Source organism: Agrococcus sp. GCM10030265, assembly GCF_042666675.1.
Lineage (GTDB): Bacteria > Actinomycetota > Actinomycetes > Actinomycetales > Microbacteriaceae > Agrococcus.
In genome coordinates this window covers 394,882-418,344 of record NZ_JBHTCZ010000004.1, presented here as the reverse complement: position 1 = coordinate 418,344, position 23,463 = coordinate 394,882, and the positions used below count along the sequence as shown (strand labels likewise).

Annotated in this window: 21 protein-coding genes and 1 tRNA gene; 5 read left to right on the top strand and 17 right to left on the bottom strand. The window is 73.6% G+C overall.

The window, feature by feature from the left end:
* Positions 1-34: 34 nt before the first annotated feature.
* On the bottom strand, positions 35-793 hold the full coding sequence (locus ACFQPP_RS13710) for an IclR family transcriptional regulator (protein WP_376917201.1): 759 nt from the start codon (positions 791-793) through the stop codon (positions 35-37).
* A gap of 142 nt (positions 794-935) precedes the next feature.
* Between ACFQPP_RS13710 and ACFQPP_RS13705 the strand changes: the two genes are divergently transcribed.
* The 3 genes from ACFQPP_RS13705 to ACFQPP_RS13695 are packed head-to-tail and all read left to right on the top strand — an operon-like array spanning position 936 to position 4,530.
* Positions 936-2,381, top strand: a complete 1,446-nt coding sequence (locus ACFQPP_RS13705) for a GntP family permease (protein WP_376917200.1) — start codon at positions 936-938, stop codon at positions 2,379-2,381.
* The gene (locus tag ACFQPP_RS13700; RefSeq protein ID WP_376917199.1) at positions 2,378-3,619 is read left to right on the top strand and encodes a CaiB/BaiF CoA transferase family protein; all 1,242 of its coding nucleotides are present in this window, start codon (positions 2,378-2,380) and stop codon (positions 3,617-3,619) included. The genes ACFQPP_RS13705 and ACFQPP_RS13700 overlap by 4 nt, the downstream gene beginning before the upstream one ends.
* Positions 3,616-4,530: a hydroxymethylglutaryl-CoA lyase gene (locus ACFQPP_RS13695; protein WP_376917198.1), complete on the top strand. Its 915-nt coding sequence runs from the start codon at positions 3,616-3,618 to the stop codon at positions 4,528-4,530. The genes ACFQPP_RS13700 and ACFQPP_RS13695 overlap by 4 nt, the downstream gene beginning before the upstream one ends.
* Positions 4,531-4,586: 56 nt before the next feature.
* Here the strand turns inward: ACFQPP_RS13695 and ACFQPP_RS13690 are convergent, their stop codons facing one another.
* The 15 genes from ACFQPP_RS13690 to argS form a co-directional block, all read right to left on the bottom strand.
* Positions 4,587-5,468: a metallophosphoesterase gene (locus tag ACFQPP_RS13690; protein WP_376917197.1), complete on the bottom strand. Its 882-nt coding sequence runs from the start codon at positions 5,466-5,468 to the stop codon at positions 4,587-4,589.
* The gene (locus ACFQPP_RS13685; protein WP_376917196.1) at positions 5,465-6,460 is read right to left on the bottom strand and encodes a LacI family DNA-binding transcriptional regulator; all 996 of its coding nucleotides are present in this window, start codon (positions 6,458-6,460) and stop codon (positions 5,465-5,467) included. Before ACFQPP_RS13685 ends, ACFQPP_RS13690 begins: the two co-directional genes overlap by 4 nt.
* A complete protein-coding gene (locus tag ACFQPP_RS13680) occupies positions 6,453-8,240 on the bottom strand; it encodes an ABC transporter permease (RefSeq protein ID WP_376917195.1) in 1,788 nt (595 codons plus the stop codon). Before ACFQPP_RS13680 ends, ACFQPP_RS13685 begins: the two co-directional genes overlap by 8 nt.
* Positions 8,237-9,235, bottom strand: coding sequence for an ABC transporter ATP-binding protein (locus ACFQPP_RS13675; protein ID WP_376917194.1), 999 nt, complete (start codon positions 9,233-9,235; stop codon positions 8,237-8,239). Before ACFQPP_RS13675 ends, ACFQPP_RS13680 begins: the two co-directional genes overlap by 4 nt.
* 109 nt (positions 9,236-9,344) lie before the next feature.
* Positions 9,345-10,400: an extracellular solute-binding protein gene (locus ACFQPP_RS13670; protein ID WP_376917193.1), complete on the bottom strand. Its 1,056-nt coding sequence runs from the start codon at positions 10,398-10,400 to the stop codon at positions 9,345-9,347.
* 178 nt (positions 10,401-10,578) lie between these two features.
* On the bottom strand, positions 10,579-10,926 hold the full coding sequence (locus ACFQPP_RS13665; RefSeq protein ID WP_376917192.1) for a DMT family transporter: 348 nt from the start codon (positions 10,924-10,926) through the stop codon (positions 10,579-10,581).
* 2 nt (positions 10,927-10,928) lie between these two features.
* Positions 10,929-11,243 (bottom strand): DMT family transporter, encoded by a 315-nt coding sequence (locus ACFQPP_RS13660; RefSeq protein ID WP_376917191.1) that lies wholly within the window; start codon positions 11,241-11,243, stop codon positions 10,929-10,931.
* Positions 11,244-11,359: 116 nt separating this feature from the next.
* Positions 11,360-12,439: a peptide chain release factor 1 gene (prfA, locus tag ACFQPP_RS13655; protein WP_376917190.1), complete on the bottom strand. Its 1,080-nt coding sequence runs from the start codon at positions 12,437-12,439 to the stop codon at positions 11,360-11,362.
* A gap of 4 nt (positions 12,440-12,443) precedes the next feature.
* A complete protein-coding gene (gene rho / locus ACFQPP_RS13650; protein WP_376917189.1) occupies positions 12,444-14,495 on the bottom strand; it encodes a transcription termination factor Rho in 2,052 nt (683 codons plus the stop codon).
* A 153-nt stretch (positions 14,496-14,648) separates the two neighbouring features.
* Entirely contained in the window at positions 14,649-15,566 is a 918-nt protein-coding gene (gene thrB, locus ACFQPP_RS13645) for a homoserine kinase (RefSeq protein WP_376917188.1), read from the bottom strand.
* A complete protein-coding gene (gene thrC / locus ACFQPP_RS13640; RefSeq protein ID WP_376917187.1) occupies positions 15,563-16,633 on the bottom strand; it encodes a threonine synthase in 1,071 nt (356 codons plus the stop codon). The genes thrB and thrC overlap by 4 nt, the downstream gene beginning before the upstream one ends.
* A gap of 17 nt (positions 16,634-16,650) precedes the next feature.
* Positions 16,651-17,952 (bottom strand): homoserine dehydrogenase, encoded by a 1,302-nt coding sequence (locus ACFQPP_RS13635; RefSeq protein WP_376917186.1) that lies wholly within the window; start codon positions 17,950-17,952, stop codon positions 16,651-16,653.
* Entirely contained in the window at positions 17,949-19,295 is a 1,347-nt protein-coding gene (lysA, locus tag ACFQPP_RS13630; RefSeq protein ID WP_376917185.1) for a diaminopimelate decarboxylase, read from the bottom strand. Before lysA ends, ACFQPP_RS13635 begins: the two co-directional genes overlap by 4 nt.
* 162 nt (positions 19,296-19,457) lie before the next feature.
* Positions 19,458-20,210 carry an LmeA family phospholipid-binding protein gene (locus ACFQPP_RS13625; protein WP_376917184.1) on the bottom strand — a complete coding sequence of 251 codons (753 nt, stop codon included), beginning with the start codon at positions 20,208-20,210 and terminating at the stop codon, positions 19,458-19,460.
* A 5-nt stretch (positions 20,211-20,215) separates the two neighbouring features.
* Complete coding sequence (gene argS, locus ACFQPP_RS13620) at positions 20,216-21,865, bottom strand: arginine--tRNA ligase (RefSeq protein WP_376917183.1); 1,650 nt, start codon at positions 21,863-21,865, stop codon at positions 20,216-20,218.
* Between the two features lie 22 nt (positions 21,866-21,887).
* Between argS and ACFQPP_RS13615 the strand changes: the two genes are divergently transcribed.
* The gene (locus tag ACFQPP_RS13615; RefSeq protein WP_376917182.1) at positions 21,888-22,448 is read left to right on the top strand and encodes a hypothetical protein; all 561 of its coding nucleotides are present in this window, start codon (positions 21,888-21,890) and stop codon (positions 22,446-22,448) included.
* A gap of 12 nt (positions 22,449-22,460) precedes the next feature.
* Here the strand turns inward: ACFQPP_RS13615 and ACFQPP_RS13610 are convergent, their stop codons facing one another.
* The gene (locus ACFQPP_RS13610) at positions 22,461-23,258 is read right to left on the bottom strand and encodes a transglutaminase family protein (RefSeq protein WP_376917181.1); all 798 of its coding nucleotides are present in this window, start codon (positions 23,256-23,258) and stop codon (positions 22,461-22,463) included.
* A gap of 91 nt (positions 23,259-23,349) precedes the next feature.
* On the opposite strand from ACFQPP_RS13610, the gene ACFQPP_RS13605 reads away from it, so the two are divergent.
* A tRNA-Arg gene (locus tag ACFQPP_RS13605) sits at positions 23,350-23,425 on the top strand.
* Positions 23,426-23,463 lie beyond the last annotated feature (38 nt).

Sequence of the window (23,463 nt, the reverse complement as noted above, 5' to 3'; positions counted from 1 at the left end):
CGAGCCTAGGCCGCGAGCGCCACCGCGGCCGTGCTCAGGCGGGCGCTCGACCGCCGAGCGACGCCGTCACGCCCTCGGCTGCCGCGACCACGGCATCCACCATCGCCGCGCACGCCTCGTACGGCATGCGCAGCGTCGGGCCCATGACCGTGAGCGCGCCGACGACGCGGGCGTGCGCGTCGAACACGGGCGCCGAGACGCCGGAGGCCGCCTCGACGCGCTCGCCGATCGTGATGGCGTAGCCCTGCGCCCGCGTCCGCGCCGCGTTGGCACGCAGCGTCGCGGCATCGGTGACCGTCGCGTCGGTGAGCGCGGGCAGCTCTCCGGCGGCGACCTCGTCGAGCAGCGACGCATCCCACGCGAGCAGCACGCGGCCGGCGCTGCCGACGTGCAGGGGCTGGATGCGGCCGACGTACATCTCGCGCTTGAGGCCGTGGCGCGTCTCGGCCACGCCGATGCAGACCCTCGCGCCCTGCTCCTCGCGGAAGCAGCACGCCGTCTCGCCCGTCGCGTCGCGCAGCGCCTCGAGCTGCGGCGCGAGCAGGTCGACGAGGTCGCGAGCGCGCGTCGCGGGCCCCGCCCAGTACGCCATGCGCGCGCCGATGCGGAACGCGTCGCCCTCGCGATCGAGGAAGCCGTGCTCGACGAGGTTCGCGAGCAGGCGGTGCGCCGTCGACGACGGCAAGCCGGTGGCCTGGCGGATCTGCGCCGACGTGCGCACGGGCGCGGCGAGCGTGAACGCGTCGAGGATGCTGCGGATCTTGCCCAGCACGAGGAGCGGCTGCTCTGCCATGCGCCCGATCGTCGCACAGCAACACGCCGACGGGGTACCCATATCGCGGGATGCGTCCTACGATGTGGCAATCGCGATGGTGGACATCGCGATGGGCGGCGCTCGACGGCGAGCACCGCATCCCTCGACGAGGAGGAGCCGGATGCCCGACTGGTACACGCTGACGGTGGTCGGCCTCGTGATCCTGGCGGTGGTGGTCGTCATCGTCCGCTTCCGCATCAACCCCGTCATCGCGCTCGCGCTCGGCGCAGCGGCCATCGGGCTGCTCACGGGCCTCGGCCCCGTCGACACCGTCTCGACCATGACGCGAGGCTTCGGCGACGTCATGATGGAGGCCGGCCTCCTCATCGCCTGGGGCGTGCTGATCGGCGCGATGCTCAACGAGATGGGTGCGATCACGCGCCTCGTCGAGTCGCTCCTGCGCGTCTTCGGCAGACGCGGCGTGCCCTACGCGCTGGGGCTCTCGTTCGCGACGTACCTGCAGACGATCTTCGTCGACGCCATGATCGTCATCGCCGCTCCGCTCGCGAGGCGCATCGCGCCGAGGCTCGGGAAGGCGGGCACGGGCATCATGGCCGCGACCTTCGCGATCAGCCTCGAGGTCGGCATCGTCATGATGGTGCCCGGCTTCGCCGCCGTCGCCCTCGCGGGCCTCCTCGGCGTGCCGCTCGGCATCATGCTCCTCGGCGGGCTCGCCGTCGTCGTGCCGACCGTCGTGCTGTCGATCCTCGTCGTCGGCACCCTCTTCCGCCTCGGCCTCTGGAAGCCGGAGAGCGACGAGCAGCGGCTCATCAGCGACGGCGACGAGGAGCTCGCGCTCGACGCCGCCCAGGGGGTGGGCTCGTCGCGCTCCGTCGGCGGCGACCACGGCGATCGGTCGACGACGTCGATCGCCACCGCACCGGGCGGGGTGAGCCCCGAGGGGCCCCGCGACCCCGCGACCGTGCCGCTCATCGTGCTCTTCGGCCCCATGCTCGCCGCGCTCGCCCTCATCGCGGCGCAGGCGGTGCTCACGGTGCTCGAGGTCGAGGTGCCCGCGATGCAGCTGCTCGGCAACCCCGTCATCGCGCTGCTGCTCGCCGTCATCGCGACGGGGCTCGTGGGTCGCGCGACCATCGGCACGCCGCGCGTCGAGCGCTCGCTCGTGCGCGGCTTCCAGGACGGCGGCCAGATCTTCGTCCTCACGGGCGTCGGCGGGGCGCTCGCCGCCGTCATCGCCGAGGGCGACCTCGGCGCCATCCTCCAGGGATACTTCCAGGCGACGACCGTCGCGCCGCTGCTCGTCGTGTGGGTCATGGCCGCCGTCCTGCACATCGCCGTCGGGTCGGTGACGCTCTCGGCCATCACCGCCGCCGGCATCCTCGGCCCCGTCGCCGCGACGCTGGGCCTGAACCCGCTGCTCATCGCCCTCGCTGCCGGGGCCGGGGCGCTCTTCTGCATCCACGTCACGTCGAACACGTTCTGGCTCCTGCAGTCGTTCCTCGGCCAGTCGGTGCGCGGCGCGCTCAAGTCGGTCACGTTCGGCGTCTCGGTCGCCTCGGTCATCGCGCTCGCCATGACCCTCGTGCTGTCGCTCTTCATCGCATGAGCGGCGCGGATGCCCTCGGCCCGCTCGCGGGCGTGCGGGTGGTCGAGCTCGGCAACTACATCGCCGCGCCCACGACCGGCAGGCTCCTGGCCGACTTCGGCGCCGACGTCGTGAAGGTCGAGCGGCCGCGCACGGGCGACGAGCTGCGCCGCTGGCGGCTGCGCTCGGGCACGACGTCGATGCTGCACCGCACGATCAACCGCTCGAAGCGGTCGATCGTCGCCGATCTGCGCTCCGACGAGGGGCGCGACCTCGTGCTGAGGCTCGTGCGCCGCTCGGACGTGCTGCTCGAGAACTTCCGCCCGGGCACGCTCGAGCGGTGGGGCCTCGACGCCGCGGCGCTCGAGGCCGCGAACCCCGACCTCGTCGTCGTGCGCATCTCGGCGTTCGGCCAGACGGGCCCGCTCGCTCCCCGTCCCGGCTTCGCCGCCGTCGCCGAGGCCGCGGGCGGCTTCCGCGAGCTCGTCGGCGAACCCGGTCGCGCACCCAGCCGCACGGGCGTCTCGATCGGCGACACCATCGCGGGCCTCTACGGCGCGTTCGGTGCCGTCATGGCGCTGCTCGAGCGCGAGACGACCCGCGCGGTGCGCGGCGAGGCGCATCTCGCGATCGACCGGCGCACGATCGACGTCGCCCTCAACGAGGCCATGCTCTCGGTCACCGAGTCGCTCGTGCCCGAGTGGTCGGCGTACGGCGTGCGACGCGAGCGCACCGGAGGTCGCATGGAGGGCATCGCGCCGTCGAACGCCTACCTGTGCGCCGACGGGCGCAGCATCGTCGTCGCGGGCAACGGCGACGGCATCTACCAGCGCTACATGCACGCGATCGACCGGCCCGACCTCGCCGACGACGCGGCGCTGCAGACCAACGACGGCCGATGGGCCGCGCGCGATGCGCTCGACGACGCCATCGGCGCGTGGGCGGCTGCGCGGACGAGCGACGACGCCCTCGCCGTCCTCGGCGAGGCCGGCGTGCCGTCCGGCCCCATCGCGACGGCCGAGGACCTCGTCGCCGACGAGCAGCTCGCCGCACGCGGCATGATCCAGCATCTCGACGTCGACGACGGGGAGCGCGCCCTGCCCGGCACCGCCTTCCCGGGCGTCGTGCCCGTGCTGGGCCCGCGGTCGCTGCCCATCCGGCACGCGGGCCCCGACCTCGGCGCGCACACCGCCGAGGTGCTGCGGGAGCTGGGATGGAGCGACGAGCGCGTCGCCGACTACGAGGAGCGGATGCGATGACCGTGCAGATCAGGGACGTGACGCTGCGCGACGGGCTGCAGCTCGTCGGGCGACCCCTGCCGACCGAGCGCAAGGTGCGCCTCGTGCGCGAGCTGCTCGCGCTCGGCGTCGAGCACGTCGAGGTGGGGTCGATGGCGAGGCCCGACCTCGTGCCGACGCTCGCCGACACGCTCGACGTCGTCGCCGCGCTCGACGAGGCGGAGCGCGACCGCGCGTGGGTGTGGGTCGCGACGCCGCGCCACGTCGAGCGCGCCGCCGCCGCCGGCGTGCGCCGCTTCCAGTACTGCCTCTCGGCGTCCGACAGCCACAACCGTGCGAACGTGGGGCGGGATGCCGAGGCCTCGGTCGCGGCCTTCCCCGACGCGCTCGCCGCAGCCCGGGCCGTGGGCGGCACGGTGCAGCTGTGCGTGGCGACCGCCTTCACGTGCCCCTTCGAGGGCGAGGTGCCCCTCGAGCGCGTCGCCGCGATCGTCGACGACCCGCGCACCGACGGCGCGGTCGACGTCGTCATCGCCGACACCCTCGGCCAGGCCCATCCCGGCGAGGTGCGGCGCCGCATCGCCGAGGCGTCGCGGCTGCGCCCGGGTCTCGGCGTCGTCTTCCACGGCCACGACACCTGGGGCAACGGCGTCGCGAACGCCCTCGCCGCGGTCGACGGGGGCGCGACGGTCGTCGACGGCGCGCTCGGCGGCCTCGGCGGATGCCCGTTCGCACCCGGCGCCTCCGGCAACACCGCGACCGAGGACCTCGTGTTCGGCCTGCGTCCGGCGTGGGCGAGCCCCGAGTCGTTCGGCGCGCTCGTGCGCCTCGGCGAGGAGGTGACGGCGACGCTCGCCGAGCCCGACCGTGCGCGATCGCAGGCGGGCGCGCGCTCGGGCGCCGAGGCGTTCGGCTGGGTCGTCGAGGGCTGAGGGCGCGCGCGTCGGCGAGCCGTGCCCGCCCTGCCTCGGGCGCGCGGCGCCCTGCCTCAGTCGCGGCGCACGATGCCCGCGGCGGCGAGCCTGCGGTCGACCTCGGGCTGCTCGACCCGCTCCCCCACGGTCGCGTGCGCCCGCACGGGCGCCACGGCGTGCACGACGGTCTCCGGCAGCACGTGCACGATCGCGAGCGCCTGCTCGCCGTCCTGGCCGCGCGTGCCGCCGCCGGGAGCGAGCAGATCCTGCGTGTACGCGAGGCCGCTCGAGACGTGCACGGGGATGCCCGCGAACGTCGACGAGACCGCGTGGTGCACGTGGCCGGCGAGGATCGCGCGCACGTCGGTCCCTCGCAGCACCTCGGCGAGACGCTCCTGCCCGCGCAGCTCGACGGTGAGCGCGAGGTCGAGCAGCGTCGGCGCCGGCGGATGGTGCAGCACGAGGATCGTGCCGAGCGGCGCCGACGTGCGCAGCTCGTCGGCGAGCCAGGCGAGCTGCTCGTCGTCGACGGCCCCCCAGTGCGCGCCGGGCACGCTGGAGTCGAGCACGACGATGCGCAGGTCGCCGACGCGGTGCACGGCGTGCAGCGGGCGGTCGGCGGGCTGGGAGTCGTCGCCGAGCAGGTGCGCGCGCAGGGCCGCGCGGTCGTCGTGGTTGCCCGTGGCGACGACGAGCGCCGCGCCCATCCGCTCGGCGGCGGGCGCGACGAGCGCGCGCATCCGCACGTACGCCTCCGGCTCGCCGCGGTCGGCGAGGTCGCCCGAGAGCACGAGGGCGTCGGGGCGCACCCCCGAGGCCTCGAGCCGCTCGAGCGCGTGCGCGAGCGCTGCGGTGGAGTCGACGGCGCCGTACAGGGGCGAGCCGTCTCCCGTCACGTGCAGGTCGGTGAGGTGCGCGAGCACGACGCTCGGCGCGGGGAACTCGGTGGTGGTCATGCGGGCTCCACGGGTCTCAGGGTGCGGCCGGGCAGCAGCTCGCCGCGCCAGCGGCGGTGGACGGGCAGGTCGACGTCGCCGTCGAGCAGGGCGGCGAGGCGGCCGACGGCGGCGTCGGCGGCGCGCTCGACGGGGACGCGCACCGTGGTGAGCCCCAGGAGGTCGACGCCGGGCAGCACGCCGTCCCATCCGGTCGTCGAGCACTCGACGCCTCGTTCCGCCAGCGCGCGCAGCACCGCGAGCTGGCGCGTGTCGGATGCGCACAGCACCGCGGTCGCTCCGGCGTCGACGGCGGCGAGCGCATCCGCGACGCCGTCGTGCGGTGCGGCGCTCGTCGCGATGCGCCGCACGTCGAGGCCGTCGAGCCCGGCGACGAGCTCGTCGGCGCGGGCGTGCTCGCCGAGCGACGTCGCGGCATCGGCGCCCAGCACGACGACGCGCTCGTGACGGAGCTCGCGGACGCGTGCGGCGAGCGCCGCACCGTGCCATGCCTCGTCGTACGCCTCGGCGTGGATGCGGTCGCTCGGCTCGTCGCGCCCGACGCGCACGATCGGCACCTCGCTCGCGAACGGCTCGAGCCGCCTCGACTCGACGCCGCCCGTCGCCACGAGCAGACCGGCGACCCGCATGCCGAGCAGCCTGCGCAGCCCCTGCACCTGCTGGTCGCCACCGGGGTCGGCACCGATCGTGACGGTGACGAGGTCGAGCCCGGCGTCGCGCGCCGCGAGCTCGATGCGCGAGAAGAGGGCGCCGTACACGGGGTTCGCGGCGTCGCGCAGCATGAGGCCGACGACGCCGGTGCCGCCGGCCGCGAGATCGGTCGCGGCCAGGTTCGGCACGTATCCGAGGCGGTTCGCGACCCCCTCGACGCGCTCGCGGGTCGCGTCGGCGACGCGGCCGTGGCCGCGCAGCGCGCGCACGGCGGTCGACCGCGAGACGCCCGCCTCGCGCGCGACGTCCTCGACCGTGACCCCGAGCTGCCGCTCAGTCACGCCGCCTCCGCAGTCCCCTGCCGTACACGAGCCAGAGCACGAGCCCCTGCACGATCATGAGCAGCACGGTGTAGACGAACGTGATCGACATCGCCTGCACGTTGGCGTCGCCCTCGGTCGCCCGCCGGATCGCGATGCCGAGCGGCTCCGCGAGCGGGTGGTAGAGGAACACGGCGGCATCGTAGTCGTCGACGAGGCTCGTGAAGTTGAGGGCGGTGACGGCGGCCATCGTCGGCGCGATGATCGGCACGACGACGCGTCGGATGGTCGTGAGCTGTCCTGCGCCGAGGATGCGCGCGGCGTCCTCGAGCTCGTCGGGCACCGCGGCGAACGCCGCCTTGAGGAGCCGCAGCGTGAAGGGGATCTTCACGATGACGTAGGCGAGGCCGAGGATGACGACCGTGCCCTGCAGGACCTGGCCGCCGACGAGCCACTGCGGCCGGTCGAACGTGATGACGAGGCCCAGCGCGATGAGGATCGTCGGCAGGATCCACGGGATGTGGAGCACGTACTCGATGACGCTCGACAGGCGCCCCCGCCACGTCGTGAGCGCCCGCGACACGAGCACGAGACCCAGCACGACGGCGATCGAGGCGAGAGCCGAGTACACGACCGACACGACGAACGGCGACAGCGCATCCGGCTGCGTCAGCACCGTCGTCCAGTGCTCCAGCGTGAGGTCGTCGAGCCCGATCGACCCGCCCTGCACGGCGCGCGAGTCGGCGAACGAGAAGAGCACGGCGCAGAGCACGGGGAAGACGTACACGGCCCACAGCGCCCAGGCGAGGACGTGCATGACGATCGAGCCCCACCGTGTGCGGAACGCCTGCGGCTCGAGCGGCGCCGCGACCTTCGCGACGGCGAAGTATGTGCCGCCGCGCTCGACGCGGTTGAGGATCGCGAGCAGCGCGATCGTCGCGAGGCCGAGGATGATCGCGAGCAGCGCCGCGACGTCGCGCGACGTCGTGGTGCGCGAGAACGACAGGATCATGGGCGCGACGGTCTGGAAGTCCTGCCCGCCGAGCACGAGCGGCGCGGTGAGCGCGCCGAGGCCCGTCAGGAAGACGAGGACCGTCACGGCGAAGATCATGGGCCGCAGGGTCGGCAGCACGATGCGCCGCAGGATCGTCCAGTTCGAGGCGCCCATGAGCCTCGCCGCCTCGATCGACTGGTGGTCGATCTTCGCGAGCGCCGACGACAGGAAGAGCATGTGGTTCGTCGTCGTGGCGAACGTCATGACGAGCACGACGGCCATGAACCCCGAGAACCAGTCGCGATCCATCTCGGGCCACACGTTCGCGACGGCATTCGTGAGGAAGCCGTAGCGGCCGTAGATGAAGGCGTAGCCGGTGGCGAGCACGATGCCGCCGTAGATGAACGTCGTCGCGTAGCCGAGCCACAGCACGCGGCGGGCGCGCATCTTGAACCAGCCCGTCACGAGGACGATGAAGATGCCGACGACGTTGACGGTGACGGCGAGGGTGCCGGCGAGCAGCACGCTGTTGCCCAGCGAGCGCAGCGCGCGCTCGCTCGAGAGCAGCCGCTCGATCGCCGAGAGCGAGAGCTCGCCGTCGGGCGCGAAGGTCGCCTGCAGCAGCGTCACGTTCGGCATCACGAGGAAGGCCACCGAGAACCACAGCGTGCCGAGGACGACGCCGATGCCGAGCGGCGACCGCAGCATGCGCGCCGTCGCACCGCGCGGCCTGCGCGCGGGCGGCTGCGGCGTGACGCCCGCCTCCGCGGGCGTGCGCGGCTCGGCCGCGCGCTCGGCGGTGCTCATGCCGCCACCGGGAAGCGGTGCACGCGGTCGGCGTCGAGCACGACGCGCACCGTGTCGCCGAGCGTCAGCGCTGCGGCGGCGCCGCTCGTCGACTCGACCCGCAGGACGCTGCCGGCGAGCTCGAGCTCGAGCAGCGTCGAGGCGCCGCGGTAGGCGTGCTCGCGCACGATGCCCTCGACGCCGCCGTCGTCGACGAGCGCGACGTGCTCGGGTCGCACCCATGCGTCGTCGTCGCCGGCGAGCGCCTGGGGCGCGAGGGCGGCGCGCTGCGCGGCGGTGAGGCGCGTCGCCTCGCCGACGAAGTCGCAGACGAACGCGCTCGCGGGCTGCTCGTAGATCTCGCGCGGCGATCCGAGCTGCTCGAGGCGGCCCTCCGACAGCACGGCGATGCGGTCGCTGAGCGCGAGCGCCTCCTCCTGGTCGTGCGTGACGTAGACGGTCGTGATGCCCACCTCGCGCTGCAGGCGCTGCAGCTCGCCGCGCAGCTGCACGCGCAGCTTGGCGTCGAGGTTCGACAGCGGCTCGTCGAGGAGCAGGATGCTCGGCTCGAGCACGAGCGCACGCGCGATGGCGACGCGCTGCTGCTGGCCGCCCGAGAGCGCCGAGACGCCGCGCCCCAGCTGCTCGGGCTTGAGCCCGACCTGCGCGGCGGCGCGGTCGACGCGCTCGCGCTGCTCGGCCTTGCCGACGCGCTGCACCGAGAGGCCGAACGCGATGTTGTCGCGCACGGTCATGCTCGGGAAGAGCGCATAGCTCTGGAACACCATGCCGACGCCGCGCTGCTCGCTCGGCACGCGCGTCACGTCGCGCCCGGCGACGTGGACGCTGCCGGCCGTCGGCTCGACGAACCCGGCGAGCGCCCGCAGCGCCGTGGTCTTCCCGCAGCCGGAGGGCCCCAGCAGCGTGCAGAACTCGCCCTCGGCGATCTCGAGGTCGAGACCGTGGAGCGCGACGTGGTCGCCGAACGCGACCCTGACGCCTTCGAAGCGGATCATGTGGTGCTCCTCATGGCCGGCGTCGCCGGCCCTCGGCGCGCCGCCCGCGCACCCGGTCGGGACTCCGCGAGGAGCCGACGACCGGATGCGCGCGGCGCGCATCCTCGGATCAGGGCAGGTACTCGAGCTCGATGCGCTCGACCCACTCGCCGATGTGCTCGCGCACGAGGGCGTAGTCGATGTCGGCGCGCTCGACGGAGCCGATGAGCTCGACGATCTCGGGGTTCGCCTGCTCGAGCGCGATCTCGTTGACCGGCATGGCGTTGAACTCCTGCGCGAAGGCGCCCTGCACCTCGGCGCTGCCGAACCAGTCGATGAACTCCTGCGCCTGCTCCTCGCGGTCGGTGCCCGCGATGACGCCGATCTGCTCGGTCACGAACGGCACGCCGTCCTCGTTGGGCACGATCGCCGTCTCGGTGCCGTACTCGGCGTCGCGGGCGATGATGCCGCCGGAGGGCAGCACGCCGTAGGAGACGTCGCCCTGCTCGAAGCGGGCGTAGAGGTCGCTGCCCTCGACGGCGGGGCTGCCGTTGGAGAAGTACGCGTCGACGGCCTCCCAGCCCTCGTCGGACACCTCGCCGTCCTCGTCGGCGTAGGGCGCGAGGATGCCGGCGACGACGAGCTGCGGGGTCGCCTCGCCGAGCGCGGTGTTGACCTCGTACTGGCCCTCGTACTCGGAGCTCCAGAGCTCGCTGACGTCGGCGGGCGGGTCGGTGACGGCGTTCGCGTCGTAGACGGTCACGATCGCCTGGTCGACGAGCGGCCAGTAGGCGCCGTCGACGGGGTCGCCCGCGTCCTGCGGCACCTCGTCGGACCACGACGGCTCGTAGGCCGTGATGACCTCCTCGGCCTTCAGCGTCTCGAAGAACATCGTGTTGAGCCCGAACACCACGTCGCCGACGGGGTTGTTCGCCTCGGCGACGATGCGGTTCGTGAGGTCGGCGCCGCCGAGCCCGACGATCTCGATCTCGAAGCCGTTCTCGGCTGCCTGCTCCGTCAGCCACTCGCCGCGGCCGTCGCCGTTCGAGTTCGTGTAGACGATGAGCGGCCCGCCGGCCTCGCCGGATCCGCCCTCGTCGCCGCCGCTCGCGCATCCGGCGAGCGCCACGCCCGCCACTGCGAGCCCTGCCGTGGCGCGCAGCGCGCGCCTGGTTCCTGCCTGCATGGTCTCTCCTCGTCGAATGACCTCTCCTGATGGAGAGTATCTACAACGGATCGCGAAATCCATAGGTGCGGTCGCGCGTCCGCACACACCGTACGCCGCAGAGGTGAACGATGGGCGCGCGCGCGGTGAACGGGAGGGATGCGGGCGGCCGCATCCCGCACGGCTCGGCGGCTCGGACTCAGGCGTCCGCGCGCGGCGACGGCGCGTCGCGCGGTGCCGTGACCTTCAGACCGATGACGCTGCCGACGATGCCGGCGACGAACAGCACCGTCCACCAGGAGAACGGCTGCGACCCCGTCGCGATCGCCCAGCCCACGGTGAGCGCAGCGCCGAGGCCCACCCAGACCGCGTAGGCCGTCGCGATCGGGATCGAGCGCGCCGCCCGCTCGAGGCCCACCATCGACAGGATGCAGCCGACGGCGAAGACGACGGTCTCGACGGGACGCGTGAAGCCCTCCGACGCACCGAGCGCCGTGGCCCACACCGCCTCGAGCACCGCCGAGACGACGAGCACGAGCCACGCCATGGCTACGCCACCACCTTGAGGCCGACGACGCAGCCGACGAGCACGGCCAGCAGCACGACGCGCGTCACCGTCGCGCGCTCCGCCCTCGTGATCATCGCCCACGCCGCGGTCGTCACCGCCCCGATGCCCACCCAGACCGCATACGCGGTGCCGGTCGGGATCGTGAGCATCGCGATCGCGAGGCCCACCATGCTGCCGACGAGGCCGACGGCGAAGACGACCGTGGGGGCGAGTCGCCGGAAGCCCTTCGTGCGCGAGAGCGCCGTGGCCCAGACCGCCTCCAGCAGCCCCGAGACGACGAGGATGACCCAGTCCATGACAGACCTCCGATGTGGTCAGTCTTGTCGCTGTGCGGGTACTGCGCCCTCGTCCGCACGCCTGCCTCGGCGTGCCTCCAGGGTAGCAAGGATGGCTACCCGTGGCAGGGCGCTCGTCAGGACTCGTCGGCGAGCGCCGCGAGCCTCGCCTCCTCGTCGGCCTGGATGCACGAGTCGATGACGGGCTGCAGCGCGCCGTCCATCACGGTGTCGAGGTTGTACGCCTTGAACCCCGTGCGGTGGTCGGCGATGCGGTTCTCGGGGAAGTTGTACGTGCGGATGCGCTCGGAGCGGTCCATGCCGCGGATCTGCGAGCGGCGGGCGTCGGACGCCGCGGCGTCGAGCTCCTCCTGCTGCTTCGCGAGCAGGCGCGCACGCAGCACGCGCATGCCCGCCTCGCGGTTCTGCAGCTGCGACTTCTCGTTCTGCATGGACACGACGATGCCCGACGGGAGGTGCGTGATGCGCACGGCGGAGTCGGTGGTGTTGACCGACTGCCCGCCGGGGCCCGACGAGCGGAAGACGTCGATCTTCAGGTCGTTCGGGTCGATCTGCACCTCCTCGGGCTCGTCGACCTCGGGGAACACGAGCACGCCGGTCGTGGAGGTGTGGATGCGCCCCTGCGACTCGGTGGCCGGCACCCGCTGCACGCGGTGCACGCCGCCCTCGTACTTGAGCGACGCCCACACGCCCTGCGCGGGATCCGAGGCCGAGCCCTTGATGGCGACCTGGACGTCCTTGAAGCCGCCCATGTCGCTCGTCGTGTGCTCGAGCATCTCGGTCTTCCAGCCGCGGCTCGTGGCGTAGTGCTCGTACATGCGCAGGAGGTCGGCCGCGAAGAGCGCCGACTCCTCGCCGCCCTCGCCGCCCTTGATCTCCATGATCACGTCGCGTCCGTCGTCGGGGTCGCGCGGGATCAGCAGCCGGCGCAGCCGCTCCTCCGCCTCGTAGGCGACCTGCTCGAGCCCGGGCACCTCGTCGGCGAAGGCCTCGTCCTCGCGCGCGAGCTCGCGGGCGGCGGCGAGGTCCTCCCCCGCCGCCATCCAGCGCTCGTGCGCGGCCTTGATCTGGCTGAGCTCCGCGTAGCGGCGATTCACGCGCTTGGCGCGCACCGCGTCGGCGTGCAGCGCAGGATCCGCGAGCTGCTGCTCGAGGTCCGCGTGCTCGCTCAGCAGCGCCGCGACGGAGTCGAACACGTGGTCAGGCCTGCTCGCCCGGCGTCGACTTCGAGACCTTCATGAGGAACTCGACGTTCGACTGCGTGTCCTTGAGGTTCTTCAGGACGAGCTCCGTGGCCTGCTGCGGGTCGAGGCCCGCGAGGGCGCGACGCAGCTTCCACATGACCTTCGTCTCCTCGGTGCCGAGCAGCATCTCCTCGCGGCGCGTGCCCGACGCGTTGACGTCGACGGCCGGGAAGATGCGCTTGTCGGCGAGCGCGCGCGACAGGCGCAGCTCCATGTTGCCGGTGCCCTTGAACTCCTCGAAGATCACCTCGTCCATCTTCGATCCGGTCTCGACGAGCGCGGTCGCGAGGATCGTGAGCGAGCCGCCGTGCTCGATGTTGCGCGCGGCACCGAAGAAGCGCTTCGGCGGGTACAGCGCGCTCGAGTCGACGCCGCCCGAGAGGATGCGGCCCGACGCGGGCGTCGAGAGGTTGTAGGCGCGACCCAGGCGCGTGATGCCGTCGAGCAGCACCACGACGTCCTTGCCCATCTCGACGAGGCGCTTCGCGCGCTCGATCGCGAGCTCGGCGAGGGTCGTGTGATCCTCGGCCGGGCGGTCGAACGTCGACGCGATGACCTCGCCCTTGACGGTGCGCTGGAAGTCGGTGACCTCCTCGGGGCGCTCGTCGACGAGGACGATCATGAGGTGGACCTCGGGGTTGTTCTCGGCGATCGCGTTCGCGATGGCCTGCATCACGAGCGTCTTGCCTGCCTTCGGCGGCGAGACGATGAGTCCGCGCTGGCCCTTGCCGATGGGCGACACGAGGTCGATGACCCGCGTCGAGAGCTTGCCGGGCACGGTCTCGAGCCGCAGGCGGTCCTGCGCGTAGAGCGGCGTGAGGTTCGCGAACTCCTGACGGTTCGCCGCCTCCTCGACGGGCTGTCCGTTGATGGAGTCGACGCGCACGAGCGCGTTGAACTTCTGGCGGCTCTGGGCGCCGGCCTGCTCGCCCTCGCGCGGCTGCTTGATGGCGCCGACGACCGCGTCGCCCTTGCGGAGGTGGTGCTTGCGCACCTGGCCGAGCGAGACGTAGACGTCGGTCGGGCCGGGCAGGTAGCCGGAGGTGCGCACGAAGGCGTAGTTCTCGAGCACGTCGAGGATGCCCGCGACGGGCAGCAGGACGTCGTCCTCGAGGATCTCGGGGTCGATGTCGTCGCCGCGGCCCGAGCCGCGACGGCGGTCGCGCGTGCGGCCCCGGCGCGAGGTCTCGAGCTCGACGTCGCCACCGCGACCGCCCTGACGGCCCTCGGGGCCGTTGCTGCCGTTGCCGTTGCCGCCGTTGCCGTTGCCGCCGTTGCCGTTGCCGTCCTTGGCGGTGCCGCCGTTGCCGTTCTGGCGACCGCGGCCGCCGCGGCGCGAGCCGCCCTCGGCCTCGTCGTCGTCGCCCTGCTGCTGCTGGCGGCTCGGCTGCTGGCCGTCCTTCGCCTGCTGCTCGTCGCCGCGGTCGGCGGCCTTGCCGCGCCCTCGGCGGCGGCGGCTGGGGCGCTGCTCGCCCTCGTCGGCGCCCTCGGCGGGCTGCCCGCCCTGCTCGGCCGGGCTCTCGGCGGCGGCCTGCTCGACCGGCGCGGACTGCTCGGCCGGTGCGGCCTGCTCGGCCGGTGCGGCCTGCTCGGCCGGTGCGGCCTGCTCGGCGTGCTCGCGGTCGTCGTGCGCTGCCTCCTCGGCGGGCGCGTCGGCCTGCTGCTCGGCGGCGGGCGCCTCGGCGACCTCGACGGGCGCCTCCTTCTTCTTGCGCGGGGCGCGCTTGCGCTTCGGCGCCTCGGCGGGAGCGTCCTCGCTCGCCGCGGGGGCCTCTGCGGGTGCGGCCTCGGCGGCCGGCGCCTCGGCGGGCGCAGCCTCGGCGGCCGGCAGGTCGAGCGTCGCGGCCTCGGGCGCTGCGGCGGCGCTCTGCGCGCGGCGCGAGCGGCGCGCCTTCGGCGGCGCTGCGGGCGCCTCGACGGCGTCGGATGCGGGTGCGGCGTCGGCGGGCTGCGCAGGCTCGGTGGCCTGGTTCGCGGCAGCGTCGACGTCGAGGGTCTCGTTGGTCATCGTCTCCCTTTCCGGGGGAACGGCCGTGACTGCACGGCCTGAAGGATGCGCGGCACCATCGCGCGGCGTTCGAGAGGACATCGCCGAAGATGGGCGGTGCTGCGACTGGAGTCTCGTGTCCCCTCCGCGAGCGGACACGGATCGTGGCCGGGACTAGCGGGGGTTGCCCTCGACTGTACCACCCTTGATGTCGACGGCGAGCAGCAGCGCCTCCCAGCCGTCGGGCTGCGCCGCGACGATCTCGGCGGCCGCGAGCCGCTGCTCGGGGTCGCTCGAGAGCACGAGCACGCTGGGCCCCGCCCCCGACACGACGGCGGCATGGCCGGCGGCTCGGAGGTCGGCGACGAGCCGCGACGTCGAGGGCATCGCGGAGGCGCGATAGCGCTGGTGCAGGCGATCCTCGGTCGCCGCCGACAGGAGGTCCGGCGTCTGCGTGAGCGCCGCGATGAGCAGCGCCGCGCGGGACAGGTTGAACACCGCGTCCGCATGCGGCACGTCGGTCGGCTGCAGGCTGCGCGCGAGCGACGTCGACATGCGCTCCTCGGGGACCGCGACGAGCAGCGAGACGCCGCGGTGCACGGCGAGCTCCGTGTGATGGGGGCCGTCGTCGTCGACCCACGCGATCGTGAGGCCGCCGAAGATCGCGGGCGCGACGTTGTCCGGGTGGCCCTCGAGCTCGGTCGCGAGCCGCAGGACGGTCGCGTCGTCGACGTCGGCGTCGTCGCCGATCAGGCCGACGGCTGCGAGCACGCCGGAGACGATCGCCGCACCCGACGAGCCCATGCCGCGCGAATGCGGGATGGCGTTGCGCGCGTGGATGCGCAGGCCGGGCGCAGGGACCCCGAGGCGGTCGAACGCGTGGAGGGCTGCGCGCACGACGAGGTGCGACTCGTCGGTGGGCACCTCGCCGGCACCCACGCCCTCGACCGTGATCTCGACGCCGGAGGCGATGGCCTCGACCTCGAGCTCGTCGTGCACGTTGAGCGCGAGGCCCAGGGTGTCGAAGCCGGGGCCGAGGTTCGCGCTCGTCGCGGGCACGCGCACGCGCACGCGGCGCCCGACGAGGCTCACGCGAGCCCCAGCAGGCTCGCGACCTCGCTCGTCTCGGCCCGCACGACCTGCGGCGAGGCATCCTGCCCGTCGTCGCCCTTCAGCCCCCATTGGGCGTCCTTCAGGCCGTGGCCCGTGACGGTGAGCACGACGGTCGAGCCCTTCGGCACGTTGCCTGCGGCGTGCTGCTCGAGCAGGCCCGCGACCGAGATGGCGGATGCGGGCTCGACGAAGATGCCCTCGTCGCGCGCCAGCAGACGCTGCGCCGCGAGGATGCGCTCGTCGTCGATCGCCCAGAAGCCGCCGCGCGACTCGTCGCGCACGGCGAGCGCCTGCTCCCACGACGCGGGGTTGCCGATGCGGATGGCCGTCGCGACCGTGTCGGGCTCGCGCACGACCTCGCCGCGCACGATCGGCGCGGCGCCGAGCGCCTGGAAGCCGAGCATGCGCGGCGTGCGCGTGGCGTCGCCGTGCTGCGCGGCCTGCGTGTAGCCGCGCCAGTACGCCGTGATGTTGCCGGCGTTGCCGACCGGGATGAGGTGCAGGTCGGGCGCGTCGCCCAGCACGTCGACGATCTCGAACGAGGCGGTCTTCTGCCCCTCGATGCGGTCGTCGTTCACCGAGTTCACGAGGTGCACGGGGTAGTGCTGCGACAGCTCCTTCGTGATCTCCAGGCAGTCGTCGAAGTTGCCCTGCACCTGCAGGATGCGCGCACCGTGCACGACCGACTGCGCGAGCTTGCCCATCGCGATCTTGCCGTCGGGCACGAGCACCGCTGCGGTGATGCCCGCGTGCGCGGCGTAGGCGGCCGCCGACGCCGACGTGTTGCCGGTCGAGGCGCAGGCGATGGCCTTCGCGCCCTGCTCGACGGCCTTCGTGACCGCCATCGTCATGCCGCGGTCCTTGAAGGATCCCGTCGGGTTCATGCCCTCGAACTTCACGAGCACGCGCGCGTCGACGCGCGCCGACAGGTGCGACGCCTCGATGAGCGGCGTGCCGCCCTCGCCGAGCGTCACGATGGGCGTCGCGTCGGTGACGTCGAGCCGGTCTGCGTACTCGCGGATGACTCCGCGCCACTGATGTGCCATGCGTCCCTCTTCCCCGCTCAGGCCTGCGCCTCGATGCGGATGACGTGCTCGATCGCCGCGACGTCCTCATGCGTGCGCAGCGCGTCGACGACCTGTCGCAGCCTGCCCTCGGGCGCGGCATGCGTGCCGAGCACCAGGCTAGCCGTCGGCCCGTCCGCCACGTGCTGCTCGATCGACTCGATCGACACGTCGTGGCCGGAGAGGATCGACGCGATCGCGGCGAGCACGCCCGGCCGGTCGGCGACCGCGAGGCGCAGCTGGTACCGCGTCGCGACGTCCTCGAGGGGCGCGATGGGCAGGTTGGCGTGGCTCGACACCGCGAGGCCGGGGCCGCCGATGACGTGGCGGCGCGCGATCGACACGAGATCGCCGAGCACGGCGGACGCCGTCTCGGGACCGCCCGCGCCCGCGCCGTAGAACATGAGGTCGCCCGCGGCCTCGGCCGTGACGAAGATGGCGTTCTTCGCCTCGTGCACCGCAGCGAGCGGATGGTCGCCGGGGATGAGCGCCGGGTGGACGCGCGCGGAGACGCGCTCGCCGCCCGGGCCGTCGATGCGCTCGCAGATGGCGAGCAGCTTGACGACGCGGCCGTCGCGCTCCGCCTGCCGCACGACCTCGGCCGTGATGCCCGTGATGCCCTCGCGGTGCACGCGATCGACGGGGACGACGGTGTGGAAGGCGAGCGACGCGAGGATCGTCGCCTTCGACGCGGCGTCGTAGCCCTCGACGTCGGCGGTCGGGTCGGCCTCGGCGTAGCCGAGCCGCGTCGCCTCGGCGAGCGCATCCTGCATCGTCGCGCCCTCGCGGTGCATGAGGTCGAGGATGTAGTTCGTCGTGCCGTTGACGATGCCCATGACGCGCGTGATGCGGTCGCCTGCGAGGCTCGCCTCGAGCGGCCGGATGATGGGGATGGCGCCACCGACGGCCGCCTCGAAGGCCAGCTGCCCGCCGACGCGCTCGGCGGCGTCGAAGAGCTCGGGGCCGTGGGCGGCGACGAGCGCCTTGTTGGCGGTGACGACGTCGGCGCCGGCGTTCAGCGCGTCGAGCACGAGCGTGCGCGCGGGCTCGATGCCGCCGAGCAGCTCGACGACGATGTCGGCGGAGGCGGCGAGGCGCGCCAGGTCGGTCGTCAGCAGCTCGCGCGGGAGCTCGACGTCGCGCGGCGCGTCGACGTCGCGCACGCCGATGCCGACGAGCTCGAGGCCGGCGCCTGCGCGCGCGGCGAGCTCGTCGCCGTGCTCGAGCAGCAGGCGCGCGACCTGCGAGCCGACGGAGCCGGCTCCGAGCAGCGCGACCTTGAGGCTGCGGTAGGCGGTCATCGGTTCCCTCCCAGGCCCGCATCGCGTGCGAGCAGGTCGTCGATCGTCTCTCGCCGCACGAGCACGCGCGACGCGCCGTCGGCGACGGCGACGATCGGCGGACGCGGCGTCATGTTGTAGTTCGAGGCGAGGCTCGCGCAGTACGCGCCCGTCGCGGGCACGGCCAGCAGGTCGCCGGGGCCCACGTCGCCGGGCAGGCTCACCTCGTCGACGACGATGTCGCCCGACTCGCAGTGCAGGCCGACGACGCGGGCGCGCACGGGCTCGGCCTCCGACTCCCTGCCTGCGATGCGCGCGGTGTAGCGTGCGCCGTAGAGCACGTGGCGCGGGTTGTCGCTCATGCCGCCGTCGACCGAGACGTAGACGCGCTCCCCGTCGGCCAGCGCCATGCGCTTCACGGTGCCGACGCGGTAGACCGTGACGCCCGACGGGCCCGCGATCGAGCGGCCGGGCTCGATGGCGACGCGCGGCATCGCGATGCCCTCGCGGTCGCATGCCGCGCGGAGCGCCTCGGCGAAGGAGCGCGCGATCTCCTCGATCGGCTGCGGGTCGTCGGCCTCGGTGTAGGCGATGCCGAAGCCGCCGCCGACGTTGAGCTCGGGCAGGTCGCCGCCCGGCAGCAGCGACGCGTGCAGCGCCACCATGCGGTCGAACGCCGCGGCGAAGCCCGCCCCGTCGAAGATCTGCGAGCCGATGTGCGTGTGCAGGCCGCGCAGCTCGAGCACGTCGTCCGCTCGGATGCGCGCGACGATCGCGGGTGCGTCGGCGATGGGCACGCCGAACTTCTGATCCTCGTGGCTCGTGGCGAGGAACTCGTGCGTCGAGGCGTGCACGCCCACGTTGATGCGCAGCCGGACGCGCTGCCGCACCCCGGCCTCCGCGGCGATGCGCGTGAGGCGCTCGACCTCGAGCGTGGAGTCGACGACGATGGTGCCGACGCCCGCTGCGACCGCGTGCCGCAGCTCGTGCTCCGACTTGTTGCTCCCGTGGTACCCGACGTGCGCCAGGTCGACGCCCGCGGCGCGCACGAGCGCGAGCTCGCCCGCCGAGCACACGTCGACGCCGAGGCCCTCGGCGACGACCCAGCGGGCGACGTCGGCCGTGAGCAGCGCCTTGCCCGCGTAGTAGACCATCGGGTCGTCGAGCACGGCGGCGAACGCGGCGCGGATGCGCGCGGCCCGGCCCCGCAGCTCGGCCTCGTCGAGCAGCATGAGCGGCGTGCCGTGCTCGGCGACGAGCGCGTCGAGGCTCGCGCCTGCGACGTGCACGACGCCGTCGACGCGCGTCGCGGACTCGGGCCAGATGGCGGCCTGGAGCGCGTTGGCGGAGGAAGCGTGGGTCATGTCGGTCCGTGAGGGGTGGGATCGCCTGCGGTGCGGGCGCGATGCGGCCGCGAACAGCAGGCGAGCGGACCTGGATTGGCCCCTGAAGCCTGACGGGGCAAGCCTAGCGGGCGCAGGATGCCCGCTCGACGCGCCGTGACGCCGTGCGTCGCGGCGCAGGCGTCAGCCCGCGCAGGAGCCGTGCGGGGCCTGCAGCTGCAGCACCGAGCGCTGCTCGATGCCGAAGACGAGGATGACGGCGCCGTTCGAGACGCGCACGTCGGTCGTCTCCATCGTCGTCGGCACCGAGTCGGCGATGCAGAAGCCCGTCTGGTCGAAGAGCGAGCCCGTCGAGACGCCCGTGCGCTCCTCGAACTGGGCGGGGCTCAGCTCGGCGGCCCCGAGCTCGACCGTCTCCGGCACGAGCACGATGCGGCCGCCGCGCGTCACGGGCTCGACGACGACCGTCACGGGCGTCGCGCCCCACGGCAGGCGCGCCTCGAGCTCGACGCGGAGCGCCGGCGGCTGCAGCGCGACGTCGACGACGGGCGCGTCGACGAAGTCGCCCGTGAGCTGCACGACCGAGTCGTGGTCGAGCGCGACGTAGGAGTAGACGCGGGGGATCGGCGTGAGCGGGTTCGTCGGCAGGTCATAGATCTCGGCGTGGAACGTGCCGTCCGCGACGCCGAGGTCGAGCTCCGGCACCGTGATCGACACCCGATCGACCGAGCCGAGCAGCAGCTGCACGAGGGCGCTGCCGCCGATGACCTCCGCGTCGACCTGGTCGGCGTCCTCGAGCTGCAGCGCGACGGCGATCTCCTCGCGCGCGACGCGCTCCATGCCGTCGCGCACGAGCATGTCGGCGACGACGCCTGCGCCGACGAGCGCCGCGATGCCCGCCAGGCCCGCACCCACGCGGAGGAGTCGGCGCGGCACGGCTGCTACATCCGCTCGGGAGCGCTCACGCCGAGGTGGCCGAGCGCGGTGCGCAGCACCTGGCCCGTCGCGTCGTTGAGCCACAGGCGCGAGCGGTTCAGGTCGCCGATGGGCTCGTCGCCGACGGGCACGACGCGGCAGGCGTCGTACCAGCGGTGGTACAGGCCCGCGAGCTCCTCGGCGAAGCGCGCCACGCGGTGCGGCTCGCGCAGCTGCGCCGACTGCGTCAGCACGCGCGGGAAGTCGGCGAGCGCGCCCAGCAGCGCCGACTCGGTCTCGTGCGCGAGGGTCGACGCGTCGAACGCCGAGCGGTCGACGCCCGCGGCGGCGGCGTTGCGGGCCACGGCGCTCGTGCGGGCATGGGCGTACTGCACGTAGAAGACGGGGTTGTCGTTCGATCGCTTCTGCAGCAGCTCGAGGTCGATGTCGAGCGGCGTGTCGACGCTCGAGCGCGCGAGCGAGTAGCGGGCGGCGTCGACGCCGACGGCCTCGACGAGATCCTCCATCGTGACGATGGTGCCCGCGCGCTTCGACATGCGCACGGGCTTGCCGTCGCGCATGAGGTTGACGAGCTGGCCGATGAGCAGCTCGAGGTTCACGTGCGGCTCGTCGCCGAACGCGGCGCACATCGCCATCATGCGGCCGACGTAGCCGTGGTGGTCGGCGCCCAGCATGATGAAGCACTGCTCGAAGCCGCGCTCGCGCTTGTTGAGGTAGTACGCCAGGTCGCCCGAGAAGTACGCGGGCGCGCCGTTCGAGCGCACGACCACCCGATCCTTGTCGTCGCCGAAGTCGGTGGTGCGCAACCAGGTCGCGCCGTCCTCCACGAAGACGTGGCCGCGCTCCCGCAGACGCTCGATCGCGCGCTCGACGTCGCCGTTGGCCTGCACGTCGTGCTCGTGGAAGAAGACGTCGAACACGACGCCGAAGTCGGCGAGCGACTGCTTGATCTCGCCGAACATCAGCTGCACGCCGCGTGCGCGGAAGTGCTCCTGCAGCGCGTCGTCGTCGAGGTCGAGCAGGTCGACCTCGCTCGCGGCCTCGACGCGTGCCGCGATGTCGGCGATGTAGTCGCCGCCGTAGCCGTCCTCCGGGGTCGGCTCGCCGCGCCACGCGGCGACGAGGCTGCGGGCGAAGCGGTCGATCTGCGCGCCGTGGTCGTTGAAGTAGTACTCGCGCGTCACGCGCGCACCCTGCGACTCGAGGATGCGGGCGAGCGAGTCGCCGACGGCCGCCCAGCGCGTGCCGCCGAGGTGCAGCGGACCCGTGGGGTTCGCCGACACGAACTCGAGGTTCATCGCGATGCCCTGCATCGTGTCGCCTCGGCCGTACGCGCCGCCCGCCTCGACGATCGTGCGCGCGAGCTCGCCGGCCGCGGCCGCGTCGAGCCGCAGGTTGAGGAAGCCGGGACCCGCGACCTCGACGCCAGCCACGCCCGGGATGGCGGCGATGTGCCCCTGCAGCTCGGCCGCGAGGTCGCGGGGGGCCATGCCGACGCGCTTCGCGAGGCGCATGGCCGCGTTCGTCGTCCAGTCGCCGTGCTCTCGGCTGCGGGGCCGCTCGAGCACGATGTCGGCAGCCGAGACCTCCGCTCGGTCTGCGACGACGGCCTGCACGGAGGTCAGGAGGGCGTCGGCGAGCGCGGCGGGATGCATCCCCCGATCCTATGCTGGCCGCATGCCTCGCCCTCGCGCCCTCGCCATCGCCCTCGCCGCCGCCGGCACGCTCGTGCTCGCCGCCTGCGCACCCGGCGCGCTCGACGGCGAGCCCTCCCCCAGCCCGAGCACGTCGGCGCCCGAGACGCCCATCCCGAGCGCCTCGCCGAGCGTGCCCGACCCGAACCCCTCCGACTTCGAGCCGGCGCCGAGCGAGCCGCCCGTCGTGGCGCCGGTCGACGGCGCGCTCGACCTCGCGTGCCCCGACGTGCTGACGCCGGACCAGGTGTACGAGATCAGCCCCGAGCTGCTCGCGACGGCGTCGCCCACGGCTGGCATCCCCGCCGACTTCGCGCCCTACTCGGACTCGGGCGTCGTGTGCGCATGGCAGCACGTCACGAGCGGCGACGTGCTGCTCGTCGGGGTGCTCGAGGCCGCGGGCGACGCGCCCGCAGTCTCGACGCTGCCCGGCGGGGCCGCCGTCGTCGGCGCATGGGCGATCGCCGTCGGCTCCGAGTACTTCGAGGGCGACGCGCCCGCCGCCGACGCGCTCATCCAGCAGATCGGCGCGAACCTCGGCTGAGGATCCGCCCGCTCACGACAGGCGGATGCGCTCCCGCGGGTCGTCGGCGGCGTCGGCGTCGAGCGCGTCGTCGGCGGCCGAGACCGACAGCGAGCGCAGCGTGACCCAGCCGCCCGCGTTCGTCGCCCACGCCGTCTCCTCGGCGTCGACGCCCGTCGCGATGCGCACCATGCTCGCGCGCGGCGCGAGGTGCGTGGCGTCGACGACCCACCACTCGTCGTCGATGCGCACCTCGGCGACGGCGTGGAAGTCCGGCGGCTGCAGCGCGGGCGCGAAGACCGACGCGTAGCGGGCGGGGATGCCGAGCGCACGGCACAGCGCGATGACGACGTGGGCGTAGTCGCGGCACATCCCGCCGCCCTTGCGCAGGGTCTCGACGGCGCCGTCGTCGAGCGCCGAGCGCTGCGCGTCGTAGTCGAGGCTGCGCGCGACGTGGCGCACGATGGCGTCGACGGCCGCCCAGCCCTCGGCGCGGCCGAAGCGCTCGGAGGCGAAGTCGCGCAGCGCATCCACCTGGGTGTAGCGCGACGGCGCGAGGTAGCGGTCGACGTCGTCGCCCTCGGGGGCGCTCGGCGCGCGGCCGGCGATGCGCGCGTCGATCGAGCACGAGAGGGCGCCGGGACCGGCCGTGAAGCGCAGCTCGCGCGTGCCGTGCCTGCCGACGACCTCCGCGGCCTCCACGGGCTCGCCGTCGACGTCGATCGCGAGCCGCTCGTCGCCGTCGTGCCCTGCCGACGGCAGCAGGAGCAACGTGAAGTCGGCCGGCTCGTCGACGTCCATCGCGAACTCGGCGTGCAGGGTGCGCACCATGGGGGGGGTCTCCTCACGTCGAGGTCATCGTCTCGCCCCTCGACCGGTGGCGAGGCGATGCGTGCCCGGGTGCTAGCCTGATCGAGCCCCTGCCCTCGTAGCTCAGGGGATAGAGCGTCTGCCTCCGGAGCAGAAGGTCGTAGGTTCGAATCCTATCGAGGGCACCAGGTCGTCGCGGCACGACCGGCCGAGGCGGCCGGCAGCC